The organism is Intrasporangium calvum (assembly GCF_028446585.1).
Taxonomy (GTDB): Bacteria; Actinomycetota; Actinomycetes; order Actinomycetales; family Dermatophilaceae; genus Intrasporangium; species Intrasporangium calvum_A.
Genome location: NZ_JAPFQL010000053.1, coordinates 1 through 24536, shown reverse-complemented (window position 1 = coordinate 24536; position 24536 = coordinate 1). Strand labels below are relative to the sequence as shown.

At 70.7% G+C, this 24536-nt stretch carries 19 protein-coding genes; 7 read left to right on the top strand and 12 right to left on the bottom strand.

The features are described from left to right. Positions 1 to 1291: crotonyl-CoA carboxylase/reductase (gene ccrA, locus OO014_RS12735; RefSeq protein WP_272462698.1), on the bottom strand; the 1291-nt coding region annotated here is incomplete at its 3' end. 375 nt (positions 1292 to 1666) lie between these two features. Then, positions 1667 to 2107 carry a methylmalonyl-CoA epimerase gene (gene mce, locus OO014_RS12730; protein ID WP_272462697.1) on the bottom strand — a complete coding sequence of 147 codons (441 nt, stop codon included), beginning with the start codon at positions 2105 to 2107 and terminating at the stop codon, positions 1667 to 1669. 129 nt (positions 2108 to 2236) lie between these two features. Here mce and OO014_RS12725 point away from each other — a divergent pair, with 129 nt between their 5' ends. The 6 genes from OO014_RS12725 (at position 2237) to OO014_RS12700 (ending at position 8334) form a co-directional block, all read left to right on the top strand. Next, positions 2237 to 3418: a Fic family protein gene (locus OO014_RS12725; protein WP_272462696.1), complete on the top strand. Its 1182-nt coding sequence runs from the start codon at positions 2237 to 2239 to the stop codon at positions 3416 to 3418. A gap of 160 nt (positions 3419 to 3578) precedes the next feature. Next, positions 3579 to 4781, top strand: a complete 1203-nt coding sequence (locus OO014_RS12720) for an acetyl-CoA C-acetyltransferase (RefSeq protein WP_272462695.1) — start codon at positions 3579 to 3581, stop codon at positions 4779 to 4781. A 55-nt stretch (positions 4782 to 4836) separates the two neighbouring features. Next, entirely contained in the window at positions 4837 to 5781 is a 945-nt protein-coding gene (meaB, locus tag OO014_RS12715) for a methylmalonyl Co-A mutase-associated GTPase MeaB (protein WP_272462694.1), read from the top strand. Positions 5782 to 5903: 122 nt separating this feature from the next. Further along, positions 5904 to 6227 carry a thiamine-binding protein gene (locus OO014_RS12710; protein ID WP_272462693.1) on the top strand — a complete coding sequence of 108 codons (324 nt, stop codon included), beginning with the start codon at positions 5904 to 5906 and terminating at the stop codon, positions 6225 to 6227. 143 nt (positions 6228 to 6370) lie between these two features. After that, positions 6371 to 7354 (top strand): hypothetical protein, encoded by a 984-nt coding sequence (locus OO014_RS12705; protein WP_272462692.1) that lies wholly within the window; start codon positions 6371 to 6373, stop codon positions 7352 to 7354. 14 nt (positions 7355 to 7368) lie between these two features. Continuing rightward, the gene (locus tag OO014_RS12700; RefSeq protein WP_272462691.1) at positions 7369 to 8334 is read left to right on the top strand and encodes a tetratricopeptide repeat protein; all 966 of its coding nucleotides are present in this window, start codon (positions 7369 to 7371) and stop codon (positions 8332 to 8334) included. Positions 8335 to 8390: 56 nt separating this feature from the next. Here OO014_RS12700 and OO014_RS12695 read toward each other — a convergent pair whose 3' ends face one another. The 6 genes from OO014_RS12695 to OO014_RS12670 are packed head-to-tail and all read right to left on the bottom strand — an operon-like array spanning position 8391 to position 18238. Continuing rightward, on the bottom strand, positions 8391 to 8885 hold the full coding sequence (locus tag OO014_RS12695) for a hypothetical protein (RefSeq protein WP_272462690.1): 495 nt from the start codon (positions 8883 to 8885) through the stop codon (positions 8391 to 8393). Then, positions 8882 to 10528 carry a phosphoglucomutase (alpha-D-glucose-1,6-bisphosphate-dependent) gene (pgm, locus tag OO014_RS12690; protein WP_272462689.1) on the bottom strand — a complete coding sequence of 549 codons (1647 nt, stop codon included), beginning with the start codon at positions 10526 to 10528 and terminating at the stop codon, positions 8882 to 8884. Before pgm ends, OO014_RS12695 begins: the two co-directional genes overlap by 4 nt. Next, entirely contained in the window at positions 10525 to 12897 is a 2373-nt protein-coding gene (gene glgB, locus OO014_RS12685) for a 1,4-alpha-glucan branching protein GlgB (protein WP_272462688.1), read from the bottom strand. The genes pgm and glgB overlap by 4 nt, the downstream gene beginning before the upstream one ends. Then, positions 12894 to 14336: a maltokinase N-terminal cap-like domain-containing protein gene (locus OO014_RS12680; RefSeq protein WP_272462687.1), complete on the bottom strand. Its 1443-nt coding sequence runs from the start codon at positions 14334 to 14336 to the stop codon at positions 12894 to 12896. Before OO014_RS12680 ends, glgB begins: the two co-directional genes overlap by 4 nt. Further along, positions 14336 to 16042, bottom strand: a complete 1707-nt coding sequence (gene treS, locus OO014_RS12675) for a maltose alpha-D-glucosyltransferase (RefSeq protein ID WP_272462686.1) — start codon at positions 16040 to 16042, stop codon at positions 14336 to 14338. The genes OO014_RS12680 and treS overlap by 1 nt, the downstream gene beginning before the upstream one ends. 3 nt (positions 16043 to 16045) lie before the next feature. After that, complete coding sequence (locus OO014_RS12670) at positions 16046 to 18238, bottom strand: alpha-1,4-glucan--maltose-1-phosphate maltosyltransferase (RefSeq protein ID WP_272462685.1); 2193 nt, start codon at positions 18236 to 18238, stop codon at positions 16046 to 16048. Between the two features lie 382 nt (positions 18239 to 18620). Between OO014_RS12670 and glgP the strand changes: the two genes are divergently transcribed. Beyond that, positions 18621 to 21209 carry an alpha-glucan family phosphorylase gene (gene glgP / locus OO014_RS12665; protein ID WP_272462684.1) on the top strand — a complete coding sequence of 863 codons (2589 nt, stop codon included), beginning with the start codon at positions 18621 to 18623 and terminating at the stop codon, positions 21207 to 21209. Positions 21210 to 21303: 94 nt separating this feature from the next. Here the strand turns inward: glgP and OO014_RS12660 are convergent, their stop codons facing one another. From OO014_RS12660 to OO014_RS12645, 4 genes are all read right to left on the bottom strand, one after another. After that, on the bottom strand, positions 21304 to 22470 hold the full coding sequence (locus OO014_RS12660; RefSeq protein WP_272462683.1) for an ABC transporter permease: 1167 nt from the start codon (positions 22468 to 22470) through the stop codon (positions 21304 to 21306). Next, on the bottom strand, positions 22458 to 23171 hold the full coding sequence (locus OO014_RS12655; protein WP_272462682.1) for an ABC transporter ATP-binding protein: 714 nt from the start codon (positions 23169 to 23171) through the stop codon (positions 22458 to 22460). The genes OO014_RS12660 and OO014_RS12655 overlap by 13 nt, the downstream gene beginning before the upstream one ends. Then, positions 23168 to 23899, bottom strand: coding sequence for a hypothetical protein (locus OO014_RS12650; protein ID WP_272462681.1), 732 nt, complete (start codon positions 23897 to 23899; stop codon positions 23168 to 23170). Before OO014_RS12650 ends, OO014_RS12655 begins: the two co-directional genes overlap by 4 nt. 125 nt (positions 23900 to 24024) lie before the next feature. Further along, entirely contained in the window at positions 24025 to 24495 is a 471-nt protein-coding gene (locus OO014_RS12645) for a hypothetical protein (protein WP_272462680.1), read from the bottom strand. Positions 24496 to 24536 lie beyond the last annotated feature (41 nt).

Genomic DNA, 24536 nt, shown 5'->3' with positions numbered 1-24536 from the left:
CGGCGTTGGTGACGCCGAGGCCCTCCTCCGGTGCCAGCGTGAGGACGCCGACCTTGCCCTGGTGGGCGTTGCGGTGGACGTCGAGCGCCGCCTGGCCGACGTCCTCGAGTCGGTAGGTCTGCGAGAGGGTCGGGTGGATCAGGCCGCGGTTGATCAGCTCGTTGGCCTCCCATGCCTCGCGGTAGTTGGCGAAGTGCGACGAGAGGATCCGCTTGAGGTTCATCCACAGGTACCGGTTGTCGTACTCGTGCATGTAGCCGGAGGTCGAGGCGCACGTGACGATGGTGCCGCCCTTGCGCGCGACGTAGACGCTCGCGCCGAACGTCTCACGACCGGGGTGCTCGAAGACGATGTCGACGTCGTAGCCGCCGGTCAGCTCGCGGATCTTCTTGCCGAGCCGCTGCCACTCGCGCGGGTCCTGCTCGGTGCCCTCGTCGTTCCAGAACCGGTAGCCCTCGGCGTTGCGGTCGATGATGAGGTCGGCGCCCATCGAGCGGCAGATCTCGGCCTTCTCGGGGGAGGAGACGACGCAGATCGGCGTCGCGCCGCCGGCGAGGGCCATCTGGGTCGCGTAGGAGCCGAGGCCACCGGACGCTCCCCAGATGAGGACGCGGTCGCCGAGCTTCATCGCGGCGCCGTTCTTGGAGATCAGCTGGCGGTAGGCGGTGGAGTTGACCAGCCCGGGGGAGGCGGCCTCCTCCCAGGTGAGGTGGTCGGGCTTGGGCATCAGCTGGTTGGCCTTGACGATGGCGAGCTCGGCGAGGCCGCCGAAGTTCGTCTCGAAGCCCCAGATCCGCTGCTGCGGGTCGAGCATCGTGTCGTTGTGCCCGTCGGCGTCCTCGAGCTCGACCGAGAGGCAGTGGGCGACGACCTCCTGGCCGGGCTTCCACTTGGAGACGCCGGGGGCGACGCGGAGCACGACGCCCGCGAGGTCGGAGCCGACGACGTGGTAGGGCAGGTCGTGCCGCTTGGCGTAGTCGGACGTCCTGCCGTAGCGCTCGAGGAAGCCGAACGTCGACACGGGCTCGAAGATCGACGTCCACACCGTGTTGTAGTTGATGGCGCTCGCCATCACGGCGACGAGCGCCTCACCGGGTGCCAGCTCTGGCACGGGTACCTCGTCGATGTGGAGGGACCTGCGGGGGTCCTTCTCCTTGGTGGTGAGCCCTTCGAACATCTCGACCTCGTCCTTGTGGACGGTCGCTCCCCGATAGCTCTCGGGAATCTCGATGTTCTGGTAGGTCTCTTCGCTCCGATCGCCGGAGAGGATGGCGTCGCGGATGGCCTGCATGTGAGGTCCTTTGGTCGCTGGCGTCATGGAATTACCCGAACGTAGTCATGTGTCCTGAGGCGTGCATCCTCTTGAGATTCCCACCACAGGTGACCTGAGTCACGGATCTGGCGAGTCACACACGCACGTCCCCAACGTGGTGGCGGAGGCCATGGACGAGCAGCCCGTATGCCGCTGAGCGGGCTCCCCGACGCAGGGACCGTCCCAGCCCTCCCGCCCTTTCCGCAACTCGAGTGGCCCCGCTCTCCACAGCCCAGGCGCCAAACACCGCGAGTGGCCCCGGTGTCCACAGCACGCACCTGGGGACACCGGGGCCACTCGAGTTTGGGGGAGGGGGTATGTGGGGGGCGTCAGTACTCGGTATCCATCCCTCGGTCAGTGGGCGTCAGCGGCAGGTTCGACGAGCTCGACGAGCACGCCGCCGGCGTCCTTCGGGTGGATGAAGTTGACCCGGCTGTTGCTCGTCCCGCGCTTCGGCACGTCGTAGAGCAGGCGCAGGCCGCGCTCGCGGAGCGTCTCGCACACCGCGTCGATGTCCGTGACCCGGTAGGCGAGCTGCTGCATCCCCGGCCCGCTGCGGTCGAGGAACTTCGCGATCGTCGACTCCGGGGAGAGCGGCGCGAGCAGCTGGATGCACGAGCCGGAGTCGCCGACCCCCATCATCGCCTCGCGGACGCCCTGCTCCTCGTTGGTCTCCTCGTGGAGCATCGTCATGCCGTACTTCTCGGAGTAGAAGGCGATCGCCTCGTCCAGGTCGGGGACGGCGATGCCGACGTGGTCGATGTGCGTGAAGAGCGGGCCTGCGAGTGTGGTCATGCCGCTCAAAATAGGCCGCCCGTCGTTGGCGGGCCACCCTCGAGCATCGTGCCCTCTGCCACGTCAATTATCACTTAGCAGCGTAAGTGATAATCTGGAGACCCGCACGCGTCAGCGGAAGGAGGCTTCATGGCGTGGCCCGCCGTGACGTGGGAGGAACACGTCTGGGACCCCCCGGCGCGCCTCGTCGGCCCGACCCGCGCCGAGCGCTCAGCGGTCGGGCGGACCTACCGGGCCGCCGTCCCACCCCCCATCGCCGACGAGAACCTCACCATCGCGTCACGGGTCCACGCCCAGGCGGAGGAGGCGGTCGCCGAGATGCGGGCCTTCGACGCCGAGACGGACGGGGAGCTGGCGAGCCTCGACGCGATCCTCCTCCGGAGCGAGTCGGCGTCGTCCTCCCAGATCGAGCACCTGACCGCCTCAGCACGCGCCGTTGCGGAGGCCGAGGTCACTCACGCGGGGCGCGGCAACGCCGCGGTCGTCGTCGCCAACGCGGATGCCATGGTGGCCGCCATCCAGCTCGCCGACCGCCTCGACGCCGCAGCGATCCTCCACATGCAGGAGGTCCTCCTGCGCGCCGCCTCGCCCCACCTCGTCGGGTGGCGGACCGAGCCGGTCTGGATCGGTCCTGGCGGAAGCACCCCGCTGACTGCCGACTTCGTCGCCCCCCACCACTCACGGGTCCTCGCAGCCATCGAGGGCCTCGTTGCCTTCTGTTCGCGGGACGACCTGCCGGTGCTCGCCCAAGCCGCGGTGGCGCACGCCCAGTTCGAGACCATCCACCCCTTCGCCGACGGCAATGGCCGCACCGGGCGGGCGCTCGTCCACGCACTGCTTCGCGCCAAGGGGGTCACCCGCCATGCCACGATCCCGGTCTCCGGCGGCCTGCTGCATGACCGTGACGGCTACATCGCTGCGCTCGACGACTACCGCAGGGGAGACCCGGAGCCCATCGTGACCGCCTTCGCCCTCGCCGGGCTGCGGGCCGTGCGGCACGGACGACTCATGCGCGAACGCATCACCGCGGTACGCGCCGGGTGGGTCACCCGCGTCCACGCCCGGCGGGACTCGGCGGTGTGGCGCCTGACCGACGTCCTCATCGCGCAACCCGTCCTCGACGCCGCCACCGCCGCCCGGCAGCTCGGCATCTCCGAGACCAACGTCCACCGACACCTGCGCGTCCTGACCGATGCCGGTGTGCTCATCCCCAGCGGCCACCACAAGTCCCGCCGCGTCCTCTGGCGGGCACCCGAGGTCCTCGCCGTGCTCGACGCCTACGCCCGCGACGTGGGACGCCGGGGGCGCTGACGCCACGTGGCCGCCCGAGCGGGCCCAGCGGCATACGGACGACGTCGTATGCCGCTGGGCTCGCTCCCACGTGTGGCTCTCGTCATGCGCCCGGGAGCCTTCTCAGACACCGCGTCTAGAGTGGTGCGGACATCCCCAAAGACGTTGGAGAGGCATTGCCATGACTGACCGTCCCGTGTCCGTGATCGTTGCCGGAGCCCGCACCCCGATGGGCCGGCTGCTGGGATCGCTCAAGGACTTCTCCGGCGCCGACCTCGGTGGCATCGCCATCAAGGGCGCCCTCGAGAAGGCTGGGGTCGCACCCGAGCAGGTCGACTACGTCATCATGGGCCAGGTGCTCCAGGCCGGGGCCGGGCAGATCCCCGCCCGCCAGGCCGCGGCCAAGGCCGGCATCCCGATGACCGTGCCCGCGCTGACCATCAACAAGGTCTGCCTGTCGGGGATCAACGCCATCGCGATGGCCGACCAGCTGATCCGCGCCGGTGAGTTCGACATCGTCGTCGCCGGTGGCCAGGAGTCGATGACCAACGCACCGCACCTGATGACGAAGTCCCGTGAGGGCTACAAGTACGGCGACGTGACGATGCGCGACCACATGGCCTACGACGGCCTGTGGGACGCGTTCACCGACCAGGCGATGGGCCTGCTCACCGAGCAGGCCAACACCGGCGAGCAGGCCTTCACCCGCCAGGAGCAGGACGAGTTCTCGGCCCGCTCCCACCAGCTCGCCGCCAAGGCCTGGAAGGACGGGCTCTTCGACGACGAGGTCGTCGCCGTGTCCATCCCGCAGCGCAAGGGCGACCCGATCGAGTTCAAGTCCGACGAGGGCATCCGCGCCGACACGACCGCCGCGTCGCTCGGTGGCCTCCGGCCTGCCTTCGCCAAGGACGGCACCATCACCGCCGGCTCCGCCTCGCAGATCTCCGACGGGGCGGCCGCCGTCGTCGTCATGAGCAAGGCCAAGGCCGAGGAGCTCGGCCTGAGCTGGGTCGCCGAGATCGGCGCCCACGGTGTCGTCGCCGGTCCCGATTCGACCCTCCAGCAGCAGCCGGCCCGCGCCATCGCGAGGGCCTGCGAGAAGGAGGGCATCACACCCGCCGACCTCGACCTCATCGAGATCAACGAGGCCTTCGCCGCCGTCGGCCTGGCCTCCGCCAAGGAGCTCGGAATCGACGTCGACAAGGTCAACGTCAACGGCGGCGCCATCGCTCTGGGACACCCGATCGGCATGTCTGGCGCCCGGATCGCCCTGCACCTCGCGCTCGAGCTGAAGCGTCGCGGTGGCGGTGTCGGTGCGGCAGCCCTCTGTGGTGGCGGCGGGCAGGGCGACGCCCTGATCGTCCGCGTGCCCAAGACCGCCTGATCCCGGCCCGCTCGAAACACCTGCAGCACTGGTGAGCTCACGCCGAACTGTTGACGTGCCCGCCCTGGTCGAATCGGCCAGGGCGGGCTCTCCGCGCGCCGTCGCGCGCCTCATCTCGCTCGTCGAGGACGGTCACCCCGCCCTGCGCGAGGTGATGGCGACGCTCGCGCCGCACACCGGCAAGGCGTGGGTCATCGGGCTGACCGGCTCGCCGGGCGTCGGCAAGTCGACGTCGACGACGATGCTCGTCGGGGCCTTCCGGGCGCGTGGGCTGCGTGTCGGGGTCCTCGCGGTCGACCCGTCGTCGCCGTTCTCCGGTGGAGCCCTGCTCGGCGACCGGATCCGGATGCAGGACCACGCGCTCGATCCCGAGGTCTACATCCGCTCGATGGCCTCCCGCGGCCACCTCGGCGGCCTCTCGTGGTCGACCCCGCAGGCGATCCGGGTCCTGGACGCGGCTGGCTGCGACGTCGTCCTCGTCGAGACCGTCGGCGTCGGGCAGTCGGAGGTGGAGATCGCCGGGCTGGCCGACACGTCCGTCGTGCTCCTCGCGCCGGGGATGGGTGACGGGATCCAGGCCGCCAAGGCCGGCATCCTCGAGATCGGTGACGTCTTCGTCGTCAACAAGGCCGACCGCGACGGCGCCGACGCGACCGTCCGCGACCTGCGCCACATGATCTCGCTCGGCGACCGGACCGAGCCCGGACTCTGGCGGCCGCCCGTCATCAAGACCATCGCCGCGCAGCAGGTCGGCGTCGACGAGGTGATGGAGGCGCTCGACAAGCACTGGGCGCACATCGACGACAACGGCGACCTGCGCCGACGACGCGAGCGGCGCGCCGCGGACGAGATCGAGTCGATCGCACTGGCGTCGCTGCGGGCCCGGTTCGGACACGTCGGGGGCCACCACGGCCTCGGCACGCTCGCAGCCCAGGTCGTCGAAGGGGCGACGGATCCCTACACCGCGGCCGACACCCTCGTGACCCAGCTCGAGATCTGACCCGCGCGCCACTTTCCCGCACGTGCTGAAGAGTCGTGGCCCAGGTGCGGCCCGAGGCCCGGCGGGAGGAGCGGGAGGTGCCGGGCCTGTGGGAGCGAGCTCAGCGGCATACGGTGGGAGGCATGTTGATCGCCTTCTCCGTCGCCCCCACCGTCGCCGCGGACGACACCGGCTCGGTGAGCGACGCCGTCGCCCGCGCCATCACCATCGTCCGCGAGTCCGGCCTGCCTCACCGCACGGACGCCATGTTCACGACGATCGAGGGGGAGTGGGACGAGTGCATGGGCGTCGTCAAGCGCTGCTGCGACGTCCTCGCCGAGGCCGCGCCACGGGTCGGGCTCGTGCTCAAGGCCGACATCCGGCCCGGGTTCACCGGTGAGCTCGACGGCAAGCTCCAACGGCTCGAGGCAGCCATCGAGAGGCAGTCCTCTCACCCGGCCGGCTGAGGCCTCCCCGCACCGCCGAGGCGGGTGGCCCTTACCACACCGATTTGCAGAGGCCCCGAGAGGCCTGCGTATGGTGGTGGGCGGCCGTCCCCGGCCGCACGGTCGCGCACCCCGCGTCCGACGTGTCACCGAAAGGCTCCTGTATGCCCCGCCCCGCCACCCGCCGACGTGCTCTCGCCGCGGCGCTCGCCACCGTCGCCGTGCTGAGCGCCTGCACCGGGAACGCCGACGAAGGCGCGGAGACGCAACCCACGCCCGTCGTCGCGGCCACCGCCGCGACCTCGACGGCCGATGCTCGCCTCGCCGCGGCCGTGGCCGCCCTCGATGACACCTCGCCGACGGGAGAGGCCGCCCGGGAGGCCGCCTTCACCGGACCGGCCCTCGAGTCCGCGCACGCCTGGGCCAAGACGCTGCCCGCCAAGACCAAGCAGCAGCGCGCAGACGCGGCGCTGTCGACCAGCGGTGCCAAGGTCCTCGGGATCTCCCGAGTCGGAGACGAGCCACGGCAGATCCTCGTCCAGACGACCCTCGAGAAGACCAAGGCGGCCGTCCTGGCACTCCTCGTCGCCGAGACGCCGGGCGCCGACTTCAAGGTCGCGGCCCTGACCCCGATGCTCGCTGAGTCGCGGTTGGACGTGCTCGACCCGACGTCGATCGGCTCCCAGGCCATCGGCGACGCGGCGGGGCTGGCGGCCACTCCGAAGGACGTGATGCAGGCCTTCGCCGGGGCGGTCACCTTCCCCGAGCCCAAGGAGACGTCGCTCCTCGTCGAGGACCCGTTGACCGCTCAGCTGCGGCAGTCCGCGCGAGCGCAGGACAAGGCGGTCTCGGCGAGCGGCAGCTTCACCCAGTCGCACGAGCCACGCGAGGTCATCGGCGGTCTCCGCCTGAAGAACGGCGACGGAGCGATCGTCTTCGCGAACGTCGTGCGCACCGACAGCATCGCCCTGCGGCGCGCTGCCAAGCTGACGCCGTCCAAGGACTTCACCCGGCTGACCGGCATCAAGCGGATCACGACCGAGGCGAGCCTGACCTCCAACCAGATCATCGCGTTCGTCATCCCGCCGACCGGGGCGGCGCGGATCGTGGCCGCCTCCGACCAGCTTGTCGCGGGCACGGGCCGGTGAGGCAGGATTGATCCATGAGCCAGCAGCCCTTCACAGCAGCAGCCTTGCGCGGTGCCGTCGACCTCTCCTCACTCAAGCGTCCGGCCCCGCCGGCTGGCCCCGGATCCTCCGCGGCCGGCGCCCCCACCACCTCCGGGACCGCTGCCGTCGTCGTCGAGGGTTCTGACGCGACCATCCGCGACGTCATCGCGGCGAGCACCCGCTACCCGATCGTCCTCGTCCTGTGGTCCTCGCGACTGCCCGAGACGGGCACGTTCGTCAGCACAGCCACCGAGGTGGCGAAACGGTACGCCGGCCGCTTCCAGCTCGTGACCATCGACGTCGACAGCAACCCGGCGACCCTGCAGGCCTTCCAGGTCCAGGCCGTGCCGGTGAGCTTCGCGCTCCTCCAAGGACAGCCGGTGCCCCTCTTCGAGGGCGCCCAGCCAGAGCAGCAGCTCGTCGCGGTCATCGACCAGGTCCTCGCCCTGGCGACCCAGAACGGCCTCACCGGGCGGGTGCCCACCGGCGACTCGGCCGGGGCGGGCGCCGGCGGCGGCGAGGGGGAGGAGCCCGCTGCCGCCCCTCTGCCGCCACTGCACCAGAAGGCCTTCGACGCGATCGAGGCCGGCGACCTCGACGAGGCGGCGGCGGCCTACCGGGAGGCGCTGGCCCAGAACCCGGCCGACATCGAAGCCAAGCTCGGTCTGGCCCAGGTGGGCCTGCTCCAGCGCACGGCCGGGGTCGACCTCAACGCCGCCCGCGCGGCAGCCGCCGCGTCACCGACCGACGTCGACGCGCAGACCCTCGTGGCGGACCTGGACCTGCTCGGAGGCCACGTGGAGGATGCGTTCGCGCGGCTCATCGACACGGTCCGGGTCACGAGCGACGCCGACCGCAACAAGGCTCGCGAGCACCTGGTCGAGCTGTTCGATGTGGTCGGGGCGGCCGACGAGCGCGTGGGCAGGGCTCGCAAGTCCCTCATGAGTGCATTGTTCTGAGCTGACACGACAGGTGCCGCCCGCTCGAGTGAGCGGGCGGCACCCGGAGCGGCTCGTCAGGCCTCGTCTCCGGCACCCGTCGGCTCGACTGTGAGGACTTCCGACTCCTCCAGCCGGGCCAGCAGCTCGTCCGCCACCGCGTCCGCAGCCAGCGACGGGTCCAGCCACAGCCCCCAGCGAGGTGTGCCGGTGGCCGCTGCGTCGTCGAGCACGACCACGTGGACCGTCTCCGGGGCGCACAGGTCGAGGAAGTCCTCGAGGTGCTCGCCGAGAATCGTGTCGTGCACGACGGCGTCGTAGCCCTCGAGCAGGAAGGTCTCTGCTGCCGCCAGGCACGCCGACCAGCGCAGCAGCAGGGCGCGGACCCGCTCCAGAGCGCTGGGGGCATCAGCGCCAGGTCCTTGCACCACCATCGCGCCGATCTGCGATCCGGAAACGACGAAGGCCCGTTCCAGCCGGTCTCCCAGCTGCCCGGCCACCGCAGCGGCACGGGCCTCGCTGGGAGCCGTGATGAGGAAGAGCCGCCCGCGAGCCGGTGCTTCGTCGGTCATCCGCGCAGGGCCGCGTCCACGACCTCCTTGGCCTCCGCCTGCACCTGGGCGAGGTGCTCGGCGCCGCGGAACGACTCGGCGTAGATCTTGTAGACGTCCTCGGTGCCGGACGGGCGCGCCGCGAACCACGCGTTGTCCGTGACGACCTTGAGCCCGCCGATCCGCGCGCCGTTGCCCGGCGCCTCGGTCAGCTTGGCGGTGATGGGCTCGCCGGCCAGCTGGTTGGCGGCGACATCGGTCGCGGCGAGCGCCGAGAGCTTGGCCTTCTGCTCGCGGTTGGCCGGTGCGTCGATGCGCGCGTAGGCGGGGGCACCGTGGCGCTCGGCCAGGTCGGCGTAGTGCTGGCTCGGGGTGCGACCGGTCGCAGCGAGGATCTCCGACGCGAGCAGGGCGAGGATGATGCCGTCCTTGTCGGTCGACCACACGGTCCCGTCGAAGCGGAGGAAGCTCGCGCCAGCCGACTCTTCGCCGCCGAACCCGACGGACCCGTCGAGCAGTCCCGGCACGAACCACTTGAACCCCACGGGCACCTCGAGCAGCGTCCGGCCGAGGTCGGCGGCGACGCGGTCGATCATCGACGAGGACACGAGCGTCTTGCCGATGGCGGTCCCGGCGCCCCAGCCGGGGCGGCCCCCGCCGTAGAGGTACTGGATCGCGACGGCGAGGTAGTGGTTGGGGTTCATCAGGCCGCCGTCGGGGGTGACGATGCCGTGCCGGTCGCTGTCGGCGTCGTTGCCCGTGGAGATGTCGTAGGCGTCCTTGTTGCGGATGAGCGATGCCATCGCGGAGGGGGAGGAGCAGTCCATGCGGATCTTGCCGTCCCAGTCGAGCGTCATGAAGGCCCAGCGCGGGTCGACCTCGGGGTTGACGACGGTGAGGTCGATCCCGTGTCGCTCGGCGATCTCACCCCAGTAGGCGACGGCAGCACCGCCGAGCGGGTCGGCCCCGATGCGGACGCCGGCCTCCTTGATCCGGGCGAGGTCGACGACGTGGGGCAGGTCGTCGACGTAGGTCCCCATGAAGTCGTATGCCGCTGAGCTCGCTCGCGCTCGGTCGTAGGCGACCCGCTTGACGTCCTTCAACCCCCCGCGCATCAGCTCGTTGGCGCGGGCCGCGATGACCGAGGTCGCGTCCGTGTCGGCCGGGCCGCCGTTGGGTGGGTTGTACTTGAAGCCGCCGTCAGCCGGCGGGTTGTGCGACGGTGTCACGACGATCCCGTCGGCCAGCCCGGACGCGCCGGCTGACTTGCCGCGGTTGGCGCGCAGGATCGCGTGTGAGACCGCCGGGGTGGGGGTGTAGCCGTCGCGGTCGTCGACGAGCACGGTGACCCCGTTGCCGACGAGGACCTCGAGGGCCGAGCGCCAGGCAGGGTCGGAGAGGGCGTGCGTGTCCCGGCCGATGAAGAGCGGCCCGTCGTAGCCCTGGTCTGCCCGGTAGTCGCAGATCGCCTGGGTGGTCGCGAGGATGTGGTCCTCGTTGAAGGCGGTGTTGAGGCTCGAGCCACGGTGGCCGGAGGTGCCGAAGGCGACCTGCTCGTCAGGGTTGTCGGGGTCGGGGTGACGGTCGTAGTAGGCGCCCAGGAGGGCGTCGAGGTCGACGAGGTCCTCGGCCTGAGCAGGCTGTCCGGCGCGTGGGTGGGTCATGGCGTGTTTCCTTCGCGTGGGTCTGCAAGCGGCGCTGGGTCTGCCGTGGTCGTCGTGGCGGCCGGGGTCGTGGTCGGGGTCTCGGCCAGGGTCGCCGGGGTGGCGGCCACCGCTGGCTCGGCGGGCTCCGCGGGGGCCTCCGGGATGAGCCACACGGCGGAGAGCCGCGGGACGGTGATCATCGCGGCGTGCTCCTGGCCCTGCCACGCCTCGGGCCGGGCCTCGACGATGACGCCGGTGCTGGAGGGAGCGCCGGGGTGGTAGCCGGCGGTGTCGAGCACGACGCGCCATGCGCCACCTCGGGGCAGTCCGACCCGGTAGCCCTCCTGCGTCTCCCCGCTGAAGTTGACGACGCACGCCACCACGGGCGAGTCGACGGCGCGATCGCCGGCGCCGAAGCGCAGCCACGCGAACGTGTTGTGGGCCGCGTCGTCCGCCTCGAGCCACTGGAAGCCGGCCGGGTCGGAGTCGAGCTCCCAGAGTGCCGGGTTGGCGCGGTAGATGCCGTTGAGGTCCTTGACGAGGTTGTGGACCCGGTAGTGGAGTGGCTGGTCGAGCAGCCACCAGTCGAGGCTGCGACCCTCGGACCACTCGGACTCCTGCCCGAACTCGCAGCCCATGAAGAGCAGCTGTTTGCCCGGGTGGCTCCACAGGTAGGCGAGGAACGCCCGCAGCGTGGCGACCTGGTCCTCGCGGGAGCCGCGTGACTTCCGCAGGAGGGAGCCCTTGCCGTGCACGACCTCGTCGTGGCTGATCGGCAGGACGTAGTTCTCGCTGAAGGCATACATGAGCGAGAAGGTCAGCTTGCCGTGGTGGTGGCTGCGGTAGACCGGGTCCTGGCCGAGGTAGCTCAGGGAGTCGTTCATCCAGCCCATGTTCCACTTGAAGCCGAAGCCCAGGCCGTCCTGGTCGGTCGGCTTCGTGACCCCGGGCCAGGAGGTGGACTCCTCGGCGACCGTGACGATGCCGCCCACCCGCTTGTAGGCGGTCGCGTTGGTCTCCTGGATCAGTGCGACGGCCTCGAGGTTCTCGCGGCCGCCGAGACGGTTGGGGACCCACTCGCCGGCGTTGCGGGCGTAGTCGAGGTAGAGCATGGACGCCACGCCGTCGACCCGGAGGCCGTCGGCGTGGAACTCCTCCAGCCAGTAGATCGCGTTGGCGACGAGGAAGTTGCGCACCTCGGGCCGGCCGTAGTCGAAGATGTTGGAGCCCCACTCGGGGTGCCAGCCGAGCCGCTTGTCCGGGTGCTCGTAGAGCGGCTCCCCGTCGAACCGGGCGAGGGCCCAGTCGTCCGTGGCGAAGTGGCCGGGCACCCAGTCGAGGATGACCCCGATGCCCGCCTGGTGCAGCTGGTCGACGAGATAACGGAAGTCGTCCGGCGTGCCCCACCGCGAGCTGGGGGCGTAGTAGCCGGTGACGTGGTAGCCCCACGACGGGACGTAGGGGTGCTCCATCACCGGCAGGAACTCGACGTGGGTGAAGCCGGCGTCCCGGACGTAGTTGACGAGGTGCTCGGCCAGACCGCGGTAGCCAAGGCCCTGGCGCCACGAGCCGATGTGGACCTCGTAGATGCTCATCGGCCCGACGTGCGCGTCACTCGTGCGACGGCGCTCCATCCACTCGTCGTCGTGCCAGGCGTAGTGCGACCGGGTGACGATGGCGGCCTGCTTCGGGGCCACCTCGGTCATCCGCGCCATCGGGTCGCTCTTGAGCCGGACGATGTCGTCGGCACCGCGCACCGCGAACTGGTAGTTCATGCCCTCCGCGGCGCCGGGGAGGAAGAGCTCCCAGATGCCGCTCGAGCCGAGCGCGCGCATCGGATGGGACAGCCGGTCCCACCCGTTGAAGTCGCCGATGACGTGCACCGCCCTGGCCCGCGGGGCCCACAGCGCGAAGGAGACCCCCCACACGTCGCCCAGGGGACCCGGGTAGTGGCGGACGTGCGCGCCGAGCACGGTCCAGAGCTGCTCGTGCCGTCCTTCGTTGATGAGGTGCCGGTCGATCTCACCGAGCGTCGGGGCGAACCGGTAGGGATCGTCCTGCTCGTGCTCCACCCCGTCGCCGTAGGCAACGAGGAGGCGGTAGTCGTGGCTCGTGTCGAAGTCGGGTGAGGTCATCGACCAGATCCCGTCCCGGACATGCTGGAGGTCCACCTCGGCGCCGGTGTCGAGGCGGGCTCGGACGGACTGGGCCAGCGGGCGGAAGCAGGTGATGGTCAGTCCGCCCGGGCCGACGTGGTGGCCGAGCAGGTCGTGGGGCTGGCCGTTGCGACCCTGGAGCAGTGCGTCGATGGCCCCCTGGTCCAGGGTGGGGCCGGGCGCCGGGCTCGATCCGGGAGCCGGTGTGCTGCCGGGGCGTTCCGTGCTCATCGCTCAGGCCCTTTCTCCGCGAGGATCCGGTCGACGGCGTCGACCGGGATCGGCAGCCATGACGGGCGGTTCCGGGCTTCGTAGACCACCTCGTAGAGCGCCTTGTCGAGCTCGAGGACACGCACCAAGGTCTGTCCAGCCGCATCGAACGGGCCCGCCACGGACTCGTACCCAGCGAGGAAGGCGGCCCGACAGTCGGCGGCCCAGGCGTCCGCGTTCGCCGCAGCCGCGCTGCTCCCGCTGAGCCGGACGGAGCCGGCGGCGTAGTCGAAGGACCGGAGCATGCCGGCGATGTCCCGCTGGACGAGGTCTGGCAGGACCCGTTCGGCGAGAGGCCGCAGCGGCTCCCCCTCGAAGTCGAGGGCGACCCAGCCGCGTTCCGGGACGTCGAGGACCTGGCCGAGGTGGTAGTCGCCGTGGACCCGCTGGAGCGGTGGCCACGCGACCGAGCCGACCTGGCCGAGCAGGCGGTGGACGTCGGCCGAGCGCGACCGGAGGTCGGGCACGGAGGCAACGGCAGCGGCATACCTCTCCTGCATGGAGCGCTCGAGCGCCTCGCGAGCCTCGCGGGTGGGCTCGGTCCGACCCAAGGTCTGAGCGAGCGCCTGGTGGATCTCGGCGGTCACCACCCCGAGGTCCCGCGCCCGCGCCGTGAAGTCGGTGCCCGCTGCGGCGGCGACGAGCGCGACGCGCCAGGCGTCCTCGACTCCGGGGATGAACTCCTGCGCGAAGGCGAGGTGCCCGTGCTTCTCCGGCCCCGAACCGGCGGGGTCGTCCCACGCGCCGGACAGGTGTCCGAAGGCAGCCGGCACCCGGGTCGATCCGGCCCGCGTCAGGGCGGACTGCACGACGACGTCGGGATTGTCTCCGTCCTGGACGATCCGGAACACCTTGACGATCAGAGGCTCTCCGGGACCTCCGCCGGGGGCCGACATGCGGCAGATGATCGAGGTGTTGGACTGCTCCCCGGCGAGCACCTTCGAGGAGGAGACGACACCGTCAGTGACTCCGGTGGACGTGCCGACGGCGACCGCGTTGCTTCCCTGTGAGCCCTGGGCGATGTCGCTCACCCCGGCGGTGAGGATGGTCTCGACGAGGCCGGCCACGTAGACCGGGTCGTGGGGACCGTCGTAGACCCAGCGCGGGCCGAGCACGCTGTGCTCCATCGTCCCGACGAGAGCGTGCTCCGCCCCTTCGAGAGGAGCGCCGCGGTAGGTGAGCGGCACCTGGTAGACGACGACGGGGGAGGCCGAGTGGTCGGCGACGAGGAGGACCTCGACGCCCACCTCGCCCTCGGGGTCCTCGAACCGGAAGCCGCCGACCCGCTCGAGCCGGGGGACCTGGCCCTTGCCGGCGTACCAGCGCTGGTGCGGCAGCCACTGAGTCAGCAGCTCGATCTTGTTGGGGACGAGGGACGCGCCCTTGTGGACGATGGCCATCAGGCAGGCTCCTCCCCGCCGCGCAGCTGGAACCAGAAGAAGTCCCGCGTGCCGAGCGTGATCGTCACCCGGCCGTCGGCAGCCACCCAGGGGAAGCCGCTGCCCCCGAAGAGGTCCACGAGCTGCCGCCCGGCGAACTCCTCGGGCAGCGTGATCGTCGCAGCCTGGGGCCGGCTCGACAGGTTGTTGACGCAGAGCACGGCCTCGGCCGGGTCGTTGCCGTCAGCCTCCATCGAGCGGGTGAACGCGAGGACCGCCTCGTTGTCGGCCTCGACGACCTGGAAGTCGCCCAGCCCGAAGACCGGGTGGCGGCTACGGACCTGCAGCATCCCGCGCACCCAGTGCAGCAGCGAGGCCGACGTGGCCATCTGCGCCTCGACGTTGACGTTGTTGTAGTGGTAGACGAGGCTCGAGATGACCGGCAGGTAGAGCTTGCCGGGGTCGACGCTCGAGAAGCCGGCATTGCGGTCGGGAGTCCACTGCATGGGTGTCCGGACGGCATCGCGGTCGGTCAGCCAGATGTTGTCGCCCATGCCGATCTCGTCGCCGTAGTAGAGGCATGGCGAGCCGGGCAGCGAGAGCACCAGGGCGTGGATCAGCTCGATCTCGGGGCGCGAGTTGTCCAGCAACGGGGCCAGCCGCCGGCGGATGCCGACGTTGGCGCGCATCCGCGGGTCCGGGGCGTACCAGCCGTACATCGCGGCCCGCTCCTCCGGCGTGACCATCTCGAGGGTGAGCTCGTCGTGGTTGCGCAGGAAGGTGCCCCACTGGGTGGCCGTTGGGATCTCCGGGGTGTCCGCCAGGACGGAGACGATCGGCTGCGCCTTCTCCTCACGCAGCGCGTAGTAGAGCCGCGGCATGACGGGGAAGTGGAAGCACATGTGGCACTCGGGGTCGTCCTCAGACCCGAAGTAGTCGACCACCTCCGCCGGCGGCTGGTTCGCCTCTGCCAGCAGGATGCGGCCCGGGTACTCCTCGTCGACCATGGCGCGCAGCCGGGCGAGGAACTCGTGGGTCTTCGGGAGGTTCTCGCAGTTGGTGCCCTCCTCCTCGAAGAGGTAGGGGACGGCGTCGAGGCGGAAGCCGTCGATGCCGAGGTCCATCCAGAACCGGACGATGTCGAACATCGCCTCCTGCACGGCCGGGTTCTCGAAGTTGAGGTCCGGCTGGTGGGAGAAGAACCGGTGCCAGAAGAACTGCCGGCGCACCGGGTCGAAGGTCCAGTTGGACACCTCGGTGTCGACGAAGATGATCCGGGCGTCGGGGTAGCGCTCGTCGGTGTCCGACCAGACGTAGAAGTCGCCGTAGGGGCCGTCGGGCTCCGCGCGGCTCGCCTGGAACCACGGGTGCTGGTCGCTCGTGTGGTTCATCACGAAGTCGGTGATGATGCGGATGCCGCGGGCGTGGGCCTGCGACACGAGCTCGGTGAACTCCGGCAACGTGCCGAACTCCGGGAGCACGGCCTTGTAGTCAGCGATGTCGTAGCCGCCGTCGCGCAGGGGCGACGCGTAGAACGGCGGGAGCCAGAGGCAGTCGACCCCGAGCCACTGGAGGTAGTCGAGCTTGCCGATCAGGCCGGTGAAGTCGCCGGCACCCGACCCCTTGGAGTCGGCGAAGGCGCGCACGAGCACCTCGTAGAAGACGGCCTTGCGAAACCACTGCGGGTCGTACTTCAGGCCCGGCTGGGCGAGGTTGAGTCCCTGCATCGGTCAGTGGCTCCTCACGCTGAAGATGTGGACGGGCTCGGAGTCTGGGCCGAGACGGACGAAGTTGTCCTGCCGCCAGACGAAGGTCTGGTTGAGCACGTGGTCGTGCGCGTCGAAGGTCGACCACGTCGCCAGCCCCAGGGCCTCCATGTCGAGGTGTACCCACGTCTCTCGGGTGGCGTGCGGGTCCAGGTTGGCGACGACGAGCACCGTGTCCCGCTGGCCGTCCACCAGGCGGGACTTGGAGAAGACGAGGAAGCTGTCGTCGTCGGCCCGGTGGAAGTGGAGGTTGCGCAGCCAGCGAAGTGCCGGGTGCCAGCCGCGGATCTCGTTGAGCCGCTTGAGGTACCACGCGAGGGACCGGCTCTCGAGGGGCCCGCCGGGCTCGTAGAGGTGCCACTGGCGGTCCTTGTACTCGTACTTCTCGTTGTCGATCTGCTCCTCGGCGCCGGGCCGGGCGACGTGCTCCATCAGTTCGTAGCCGGCGTAGATGCCGTAGGTCGGGACCATCGTCGCGGCGAGGGCTGCGCGCAGCTTCCACGCCGTGGGGCCGCCGTACTGCATGTAGGGGGTGAGGATGTCGTGCGTCGTCGGCCAGAACGACGGGCGCATGTAGGCGGCTGCGTCGCCGGCGACCTCGCGGCCGTACTCCTCGAGCTCCCACGCCTCGTTGCGCCACGCGTAGTACGTGTAGCTCTGCTGGAAGCCCGCCTTGGCCAGCGTGTGCATCATCGCCGGCTTGGTGAACGCCTCGGACAGCCAGATCGTCTCCGGGTGCTCGAGTGCGACGTCGGCGATCAGCCACTGCCAGAACGCGACCGGCTTGGTGTGCGGGTTGTCCACGCGGAAGATGCGCACCCCGTGGTCGAGCCACACCTGAATGACGCGGCGCACCTCGGCGTAGGCCCCGGCGGGGTCGTTGTCGAAGTTGAGCGGGTAGATGTCCTGGTACTTCTTGGGCGGGTTCTCGGCGTAGGCGATGGTGCCGTCGGCCCGGGTGGTGAACAGCTCGGGGTGCGTGTCGACCCACGGGTGGTCGGGGGAGGCCTGCAGGGCGATGTCGAGGGCGACCTCGAGCCCGTGACGCCTGGCCTCGGCGACGAAGTGGTCGAAGTCCTCGAACGTGCCGAGGTCCGGGTGGATCGCGTCGTGCCCACCGTCGGGGGAGCCGATCGCGTAGGGCGACCCGGGATCGCCCGGTTCGGCGGAGAGCGTGTTGTTGCGGCCCTTGCGAGCGGTGGTGCCGATCGGGTGGATCGGGGTGAGGTAGACGACGTCGAAGCCCATGTCGGCGATCGCCGGGAGGCGCTCGGCGGCCGTGCGGAAGGTGCCGGACGTCCACTCGCCCGTCTCGGGGTCGCGGTGCGCCCCCTCGGAGCGCGGGAAGATCTCGTACCACGCGCCGTAGAGCGCCCGCTCCCGCTCGACGAGCAGGGAGTAGCGCTCGGTCGGGGAGACGAACTCACGCAGCGGCATCCAGGTGGCGAGACCCTTGATCTCCGGGGAGGTGGCGGCGCCGAAGCGGTGGGCCGCCGGGCGGGAGGTGTCGCGCAGCGCGGCGACGCCCTTGTCGATCTCGCTCGCGTCGACGCCGAGCCCGCGCACCGACGCGGCGAACCGCTCGAGGACCCGCACGCCCTCGGCGCACATCAGCTCCTCGTCGACGCCGGCGCCGATCTTGATCCCGGCGTCGTGGACCCACGTCGCGTAGGGGTCGGACCAGCCCTCGACGCGGTAGGTCCACCACCCGGGGCGGTCCGCCCGCACCGTCGCGCTCCACTCGGAGAGGCCGACGTTGTCGCAGTGCATCGCGAAGTAGTGGTCCTTGCCGTCGGGGTCGGTCAGCACGACGGTCGCGTTGACGGCGTCGTGGCCCTCGCGGAAGACCTTGGCGCGGACGACGAAGTCCTCGTCGACGACTGACTTCGCTGGGCGGCGGCCACCGTCGACGAGCGGCCTGACGTCGGTGACGGGGATGCGGCCGTAGGGGGTCGCGCTGCCCGGCATCCCGGCGACGGTGGGTGGGGCGCTGACCTTGCCGGCGGGGGCCAGGTGGACGGCGCCCGCCTCGTTGTCGTCGGTCACGCCGACCTCCGCGACCGGGGTCGCGGTGGGGTCGGGGGCGGGGCTGGGTTGCGCCTTGGCAGGCGGTTCGAGGGGCTGGTTCGGACGTGATGTCGGAGAGGAGCCAGTCACGCATCGACCGTATCGAATGTGCATCGATTCGCACCCATGGTGAGCCCAGTGGACTTCTCGGGCGCGTCGACGACGCCGTATGCCGCTGGGCTCGCTCCCGCTCGCCACGCACCTCCCGGCAGGCTGCGTTCCGCGCACCTGGGGCCGGGGACGGATGACGCAGGTTCGGCCGTGCCAGGACCGAGTTCATGCAGGGGCCGCTTCCGGCTACTGGCGTCTGTGCGTCATCTGTCCCGTGGGCGACGTCAGGCGCTGCAGGCTCCAGGGGCTGGGAGGGCTCGAGGTCGTGGGAACGAGCCCAGCGGCATACGGCATCACGTTTGTGAAAAGACCCTGCAAGTACTGCAAGAAATTGCGGGCGGGACCCGTATGCTGTCCCCTCGTGAAGGCAATCCGTCGCTTCAGTGTCCGCACCGTCCTGCCGACCCGCATCGAAGGTCTCGGCGTCCTGGCGAGCAACCTCCGCTGGTCGTGGCACCCCCCGACCCGCGATCTCTTCCAGAGCATCGACCCGCAGAAGTGGGCCGACACCAAGGAAGACCCGGTCCGGCTGCTGTCCCGACTCTCCGCCGAGGAGCTCGACGCGCTCGCCGCTGACGACGACTTCGTCACGCGGGTCGTCGCCGCCAACGCCGACCTCCACTCGTACCTGACCAACGAGCGCTGGTACCAGACGTGGAGCCGCGAGCAGGAAGCGGCAGGCAACGCCGCCCCCGCAGCGATCGCCTACTTCAGCCCGGAGTTCGGCATCACCGCCGTGCTCCCGCAGTACTCCGGTGGCCTGGGCATCCTCGCCGGCGACCACCTCAAGTCGGCCTCCGACCTCGGGGTGCCCATCGTCGGGGTCGGCCTCTTCTACAAGACCGGCTACTTCAAGCAGTCGCTGTCGCGGGACGGCTGGCAGCTCGAGTCGTACCCCGTCCTGGACCCCGACGGACTGCCGCTCTCGCTCGTCCGCGAGGCCGACGGGACCCCGGCCGTCGTGTCGATCGACCTGCCCGCGGGACGCGTCCTGCACGCGCACATCTGGCGCGCCCAGGTCGGCCGCGTGCCGCTCCTCCTGCTCGACTCGGACGTCCCCGGCAACGACGAGCAGACCCGCAAGGTGACCCAGTCGCTCTACGGCGGCGGGGGAGACACCCGCCTCGAGCAGGAGCTCCTCCTCGGTGTCGGCGGCGTCCGGGCCCTGCGCATCTGGTCGCGCCTCAGCGGCTCACCGACGCCGGAGGTCTACCACACCAACGAGGGCCACGCCGGCTTCCTCGGCGTCGAGCGGATCACCGAGCTGGTCCGCGACCACGGCCTGTCCTTCGACGAGGCGCTCGAGGCCGTCCGGTCGGCGACCGTCTTCACGACGCACACGCCCGTCCCTGCTGGCATCGACCGCTTCGACGCCCACAAGATCGAGCTCTTCTTCGGCGGCGCCAACGCGATCCCCGGTGTGCCCGTCGAGCGGCTGCTCGCGCTGGGTGCGGAGGACTACGAAGGCGGCCAGCCCGGCATCTTCAACATGGCCGTCATGGGCCTGCGGCTGGCCCAGCGCGCCAACGGCGTCTCCCAGCTGCACGGTCACGTGAGCCGCGAGATGTTCGACGGTCTGTGGCCGGGCTTCGACGAGGACGAGGTGCCGATCACGAGCATCACCAACGGCGTCCACGCGCCGACGTGGGTCGACCGCGCGGTCTACGACGTCGCCCGGCAGTACCTCGGCACGGCCGACATCGCCGGCGCCAACGCCTGGGAGCGGATCGACGAGGTCCCGGCCCAGGCGATCTGGGAGACGAAGCGCGCCATGCGGGCCAACCTCGTCGCCGACGTCCGGCGCCGGGTGCGGTCCTCCTGGCACAAGCGGGGGGCCACGGAGGCCGAGCTCGGCTGGGTCGACGACGTGCTCGACCCCGAGGTCCTGACCATCGGCTTCGCCCGGCGAGTGCCGACCTACAAGCGCCTCACCCTGATGCTGAGCGACAAGGCGCGCCTCAAGCGGCTCCTGCTCGACCCCGAGCGCCCCGTGCAGCTCGTCATCGCCGGCAAGTCGCACCCCGCCGACGAGACCGGCAAGCGGCTCATCCAGGAGATGGTGCGCTTCGCCGACGACCCGGAGATCCGGCACCGGATCGTCTTCCTGCCGAACTACGACATCGCGATGGCGCAGCACCTCTACCCGGGCTGCGACGTCTGGTTGAACAACCCGCTGCGCCCGTTCGAGGCCTGCGGCACGTCAGGCATGAAGGCCGCCCTGAACGGCGGCCTCAACCTGTCGATCCTCGACGGCTGGTGGGACGAGTGGTTCGACGGCCACAACGGCTGGGCCATCCCGACCGCTGACGGCGTCGAGGACCCCGACCGTCGCGATGACATCGAGGCGGCCGCTCTCTACGACCTCATCGAGAACAACGTGGCAGCGTCGTTCTACGACCGCGACGAGGCGGGCCTGCCGCACGGCTGGATCTCGATGATGACGCACACCCTCAAGACGCTCGGGCCGAAGGTCCTCGCGAGCCGGATGGTGCAGGACTACACCGAGCAGCTCTACAGCCCGGCCGCCGGGGCGGGACGGGCGCTCAACGGCCCCGAGTTCAAGGGGGCCCGGGAGCTGGCTGCCTACAAGGCGCGGGTCCGGGCGGCCTGGCCGAAGGTCCGGGTCGACCACGTCGAGCCGTCCGGTGTGTCCGACAGCCCCCAGATCGGTGACACGCTCCACGTGCGTGCCTATGTCGACCTCGCCGGTCTGACGCCGGAAGACGTCGAGGTGCAGCTCGTCCACGGACGTGTCTCCGACAACGACCAGCTGCGTGAGACCGTTGCCGCCCCGCTCTCCTTCGTCGAGAGCTACGACAACGGGATCCACCAGTTCGCCGGGGCGCAGACGCTGACGCGGACCGGGTCGTTCGGCTACAGCATCCGGGTCGTGCCCAAGCACCCGTCGCTGGCCTCGGCGGCCGAGCTCGGCCTGGCCCGCACGGCCTGACCCCACACCGCGACGCAACACACCCGCTTGCCGCGAGGTCACCCCTGTTGCAGCAGGGGGACTTGGCGGCAGGCGGGTGTGTTGCTGTGTGGGGTCAGTCGCGCAGTACCGCGGCGATGTCGATCCGAGCAGCCCGGATGGCCGGCAGCAGCGACCCGATCACTGCTGTCGATCCGGCCGCGAGCAGGGCCACGGCAACCGTGGTCCACGGGAGCGTGGGCGCGTCGAGCGCAGACTCCGGGGGGACCGCCCGAGGCACCACCACAGCGACGGCGACCCAGGCGATGGCGACGGCCGCCCCGGCGGCAAGGACTGCCTGGGCCAGGGCGTTGCCGAGGACGAGGAGGAGCAGATCGAGGCGGCGCGCCCCGACGGCCCTCCGGATCGACAGCTCTCGCGACCGCTGGCCGATTGTCGACAGCCCGATGTTGACGATGCCGAGTGCAGCGACGAGCAGGGCGATCCCTCCACAGATGAGGAAGGCCGTGCGCACGAGCTGCAGCTCGTCGCGGATCCCCGCGATCTGGTCATGGCGCTCCACGGCCTGCACGGTCCACCCGGTGCTGGTCGCGGCCGCCTCGGCAGCGCGTCGGACTGGTGTCGGGTCGGCGTGATCGACGCGGACCAGCACGCGGATCGACTCGCGCTGCACCGGTGACGGGAACATCAGGTGGGCCACGTCCCAGTCGATGTAGAGGTTCGGGGCCGGTTCTCCGTCTGCCACCGTTCCGGTGACGGCGAGGACTCCTTGCGTGCGCTCACGGAAGGTGAACGAGTCGTCGAGCAGGCGCGCTGCCGCGAGGTTCGCGGCGGCGACCGGCGGGCGGCTCGTGCCGGCGTTCGGCCACGCGCCGTCGAGGAGTGGGAGGCGCCGGATCGCCCGGTAGTCACCCTGCACCACCCAGACGGTGACCGGCGTCCCGGCGTCCAGGCCTGCGGCGGGCTCGGGCCAGATCGTGCGCGACTCGAGCATGGCCAGTCCGACGTGGTCCGTTGGGATACGGGCGCTCAGGGCGTCCCAGAAGGCGTCCGCGTCCGAGTTGCCGCCGCGCGCCGTCAGGTCGACCGAGTAGGTCGTCTCACGAGCCACCTCCTGCTCGGACTTCGCGATGACCAACCCCTCCGTGACGGCACCGGCCACTGTGACCGCCACCACCGCCAGCACTCCGACGAGCATCGCCACCACCGTCACGATGGCGCGGAGCGGCTGGGCGCGCAGGTCCTGCAGGACGGAGGCGCAGGTGCGGGTCAGGGCGCGCATGCGGCCTGATCCTCGCTCAACCGGCCCTCGACGATGAGCAGGCGGCGACCCGTCCGCGCAGCGACGGCCTCGTCATGGGTCACCACGAGGACCGACGTGCCTCGCGCTCGCGCCACGTCGAGGAGGAGGTCCAGCACCGCCTCGCCCGTGGCCACGTCCAGCGCTCCGGTCGGCTCGTCGGCCAGCAGGAGACCCGGGGAGCGCACCAGTGCTCGAGCGATCGCCACGCGCTGCTGCTCTCCGCCGGAGAGATGACGCGGATAGCGACGTGCCGCATGCCCGAGACCCACCATCTCCAACAGCTGCGCGGCGGCCCGCCGCTCGGCAGAGGACACCGCCGGGCCGTAGGAGAGCGGGAGAGCGACGTTCTCGGCCGCGGTCAGGTGCGGCACCAGCGAGTAGCCCTGGAAGACGAAACCGAGGGTCTGGTTCCGGAGTCGGGCCCGCTCGGCGTCCGAGAGGCGAGAGGTGGGCTGGCCCGCGATGACGACCTCGCCGCGCGTGGCCCTCAGCATCAGTCCGACGATGCTCAGCAAGGTCGTCTTGCCCGAGCCCGACCGTCCCATGATGGCGGCTGTCTCTCCTGCCGCGATCGTGAAGGAGGCCCCGTGGAGGAGGGTGAGGTCGCCCTGCACTGTGGGGACGACGTGGTGGACGTCATCGACGTGGAGGGTCTGGAGAGTCGCGGTGGTGGCCGTCACGGAAACCCCGGAGGTTGTGCCGACACGATGTCGCCCGCAGCGAGGCCCTTCACGATCTCGATGCGCACGCCGTCGCTGATGCCGAGCTGCACGCTTCGCACTTCGGGGCTGCCTCCTCTGGGGAGGAGCAGGACCTCGCCCTGCTGCCGCTGGCCGGACACCGCGGTGACCGGAAGCGTCAGGACCCCCGACGCCTGCCCGGTCCGTAGGCCGAGCTTGGCGGGCACTCCCTCGTAGGCGACCGTCTCCAACGGCAGCAGGCAGGTGGCTGCGGCGGACCCGCCGGGCGCTGCAGGAGCGGCTGCTCCCGCGACCTCGCCGGCCTGAGCGGGCAGTGACGTTGCAGCAGGTACGACCGTGCACTCCACCCCGGTCGCTCCGCCCCGGATGGCCACCGTCGCGGTCTGGGGCGTTTCGTAGATCCGGAACATGTCCTCGGGAGAGACCGTCGCACTCACTCCGAAGCCGGCATATCGAATCACGACCAGAGGTTCGTTCGTGACCACTTCGCCTGCTGCGGCGACCGCGACGACGCGCCCGGGGCCGGGTGAGGTGACGGTGACGTCGTCGACGCGGGCAAGAGGTGTGCCCCTCCTGACCGCTTCGCCGACCTGCACCGCCGGTCGTGTCTGCCCCCGGCGGGGCGAGCCGACGGTGAACTGGACGCGGCTCTGGACCGTGCCGTCGGCGACGACCACGGCGGTGAGGTCACCGCGAGCGACGGTCACCGTGCCCGTCGCCGGAGCACCAGGTGTCGGCCCGGAGCTGCCCGGGCCAGGCGCTGTCGGTCCGGGAGAACAACCCGCACCAGCGCCGACGAGGATGGACGTCAGCGCAGCGACGGCGGCGCGCTTCACAGCAGGTCCGAGCAGTTGGCCTCGACGAGCTCCTGCATCTCGCTGGGGTCTCCGAGCTCCGCCTTGGAGATGATCTGGTTGATGACGGCTTGCGAGTCGGGCGGCCACGCCTTGTCCCAGGCCGGGGTCTCACGGATCCGGGTGAACATGTCGAGAGCCGCAGCGCCTCGGTCTGACGTCGTGCGGGTCCGAAGGTATTCGGCGCCCCAGGCGCAGTTCCACTCGGCCACGGCGTCGGACGTGCCGCTCCCGACCTCCCAGACGTTGTCCTCCTCGGCCGGCTCGATGCGTTCGCGCGTCGCGGGGTAGCCCGGGGGGAAGGTCAGCTGCGCCTTGCTCGCCCGGTACTCCTGGGAGTAGGCGGCGTGGTCCATGAAGCCCTCTTCCGGGGTCGTGGCCGACGCTCCAGAGCAGCCGGCGAGAGTGAGGAGGGCGCAGAGCGAGATGGCGCTCCGAAGGTGGGTCATGGCGTGTCCTAGTCAGGTGGGGCGTGGGCTGCGTCGAGTGG

Excerpts from the sequence above, each read along its gene's own strand:
- mce (WP_272462697.1), bottom strand. The coding sequence starts at position 2,107 with ATGACCACACTCGCAGGCCCGCTCTTCACGCACATCGACCACGTCGGC.
- OO014_RS12710 (WP_272462693.1), top strand. The coding sequence starts at position 5,904 with ATGTTGATCGCCTTCTCCGTCGCCCCCACCGTCGCCGCGGACGACACC.
- treS (WP_272462686.1), bottom strand. The coding sequence starts at position 16,042 with ATGCAGGGACTCAACCTCGCCCAGCCGGGCCTGAAGTACGACCCGCAG.
- pgm (WP_272462689.1), bottom strand. The coding sequence starts at position 10,528 with ATGACCCACCCACGCGCCGGACAGCCTGCTCAGGCCGAGGACCTCGTC.
- OO014_RS12720 (WP_272462695.1), top strand. The coding sequence starts at position 3,579 with ATGACTGACCGTCCCGTGTCCGTGATCGTTGCCGGAGCCCGCACCCCG.
- OO014_RS12705 (WP_272462692.1), top strand. The coding sequence starts at position 6,371 with ATGCCCCGCCCCGCCACCCGCCGACGTGCTCTCGCCGCGGCGCTCGCC.
- OO014_RS12645 (WP_272462680.1), bottom strand. The coding sequence starts at position 24,495 with ATGACCCACCTTCGGAGCGCCATCTCGCTCTGCGCCCTCCTCACTCTC.
- OO014_RS12725 (WP_272462696.1), top strand. The coding sequence starts at position 2,237 with ATGGCGTGGCCCGCCGTGACGTGGGAGGAACACGTCTGGGACCCCCCG.
- OO014_RS12660 (WP_272462683.1), bottom strand. The coding sequence starts at position 22,470 with ATGCGCGCCCTGACCCGCACCTGCGCCTCCGTCCTGCAGGACCTGCGC.
- glgB (WP_272462688.1), bottom strand. The coding sequence starts at position 12,897 with ATGAGCACGGAACGCCCCGGCAGCACACCGGCTCCCGGATCGAGCCCG.
- OO014_RS12695 (WP_272462690.1), bottom strand. The coding sequence starts at position 8,885 with ATGACCGACGAAGCACCGGCTCGCGGGCGGCTCTTCCTCATCACGGCT.
- OO014_RS12680 (WP_272462687.1), bottom strand. The coding sequence starts at position 14,336 with ATGGCCATCGTCCACAAGGGCGCGTCCCTCGTCCCCAACAAGATCGAG.
- OO014_RS12700 (WP_272462691.1), top strand. The coding sequence starts at position 7,369 with ATGAGCCAGCAGCCCTTCACAGCAGCAGCCTTGCGCGGTGCCGTCGAC.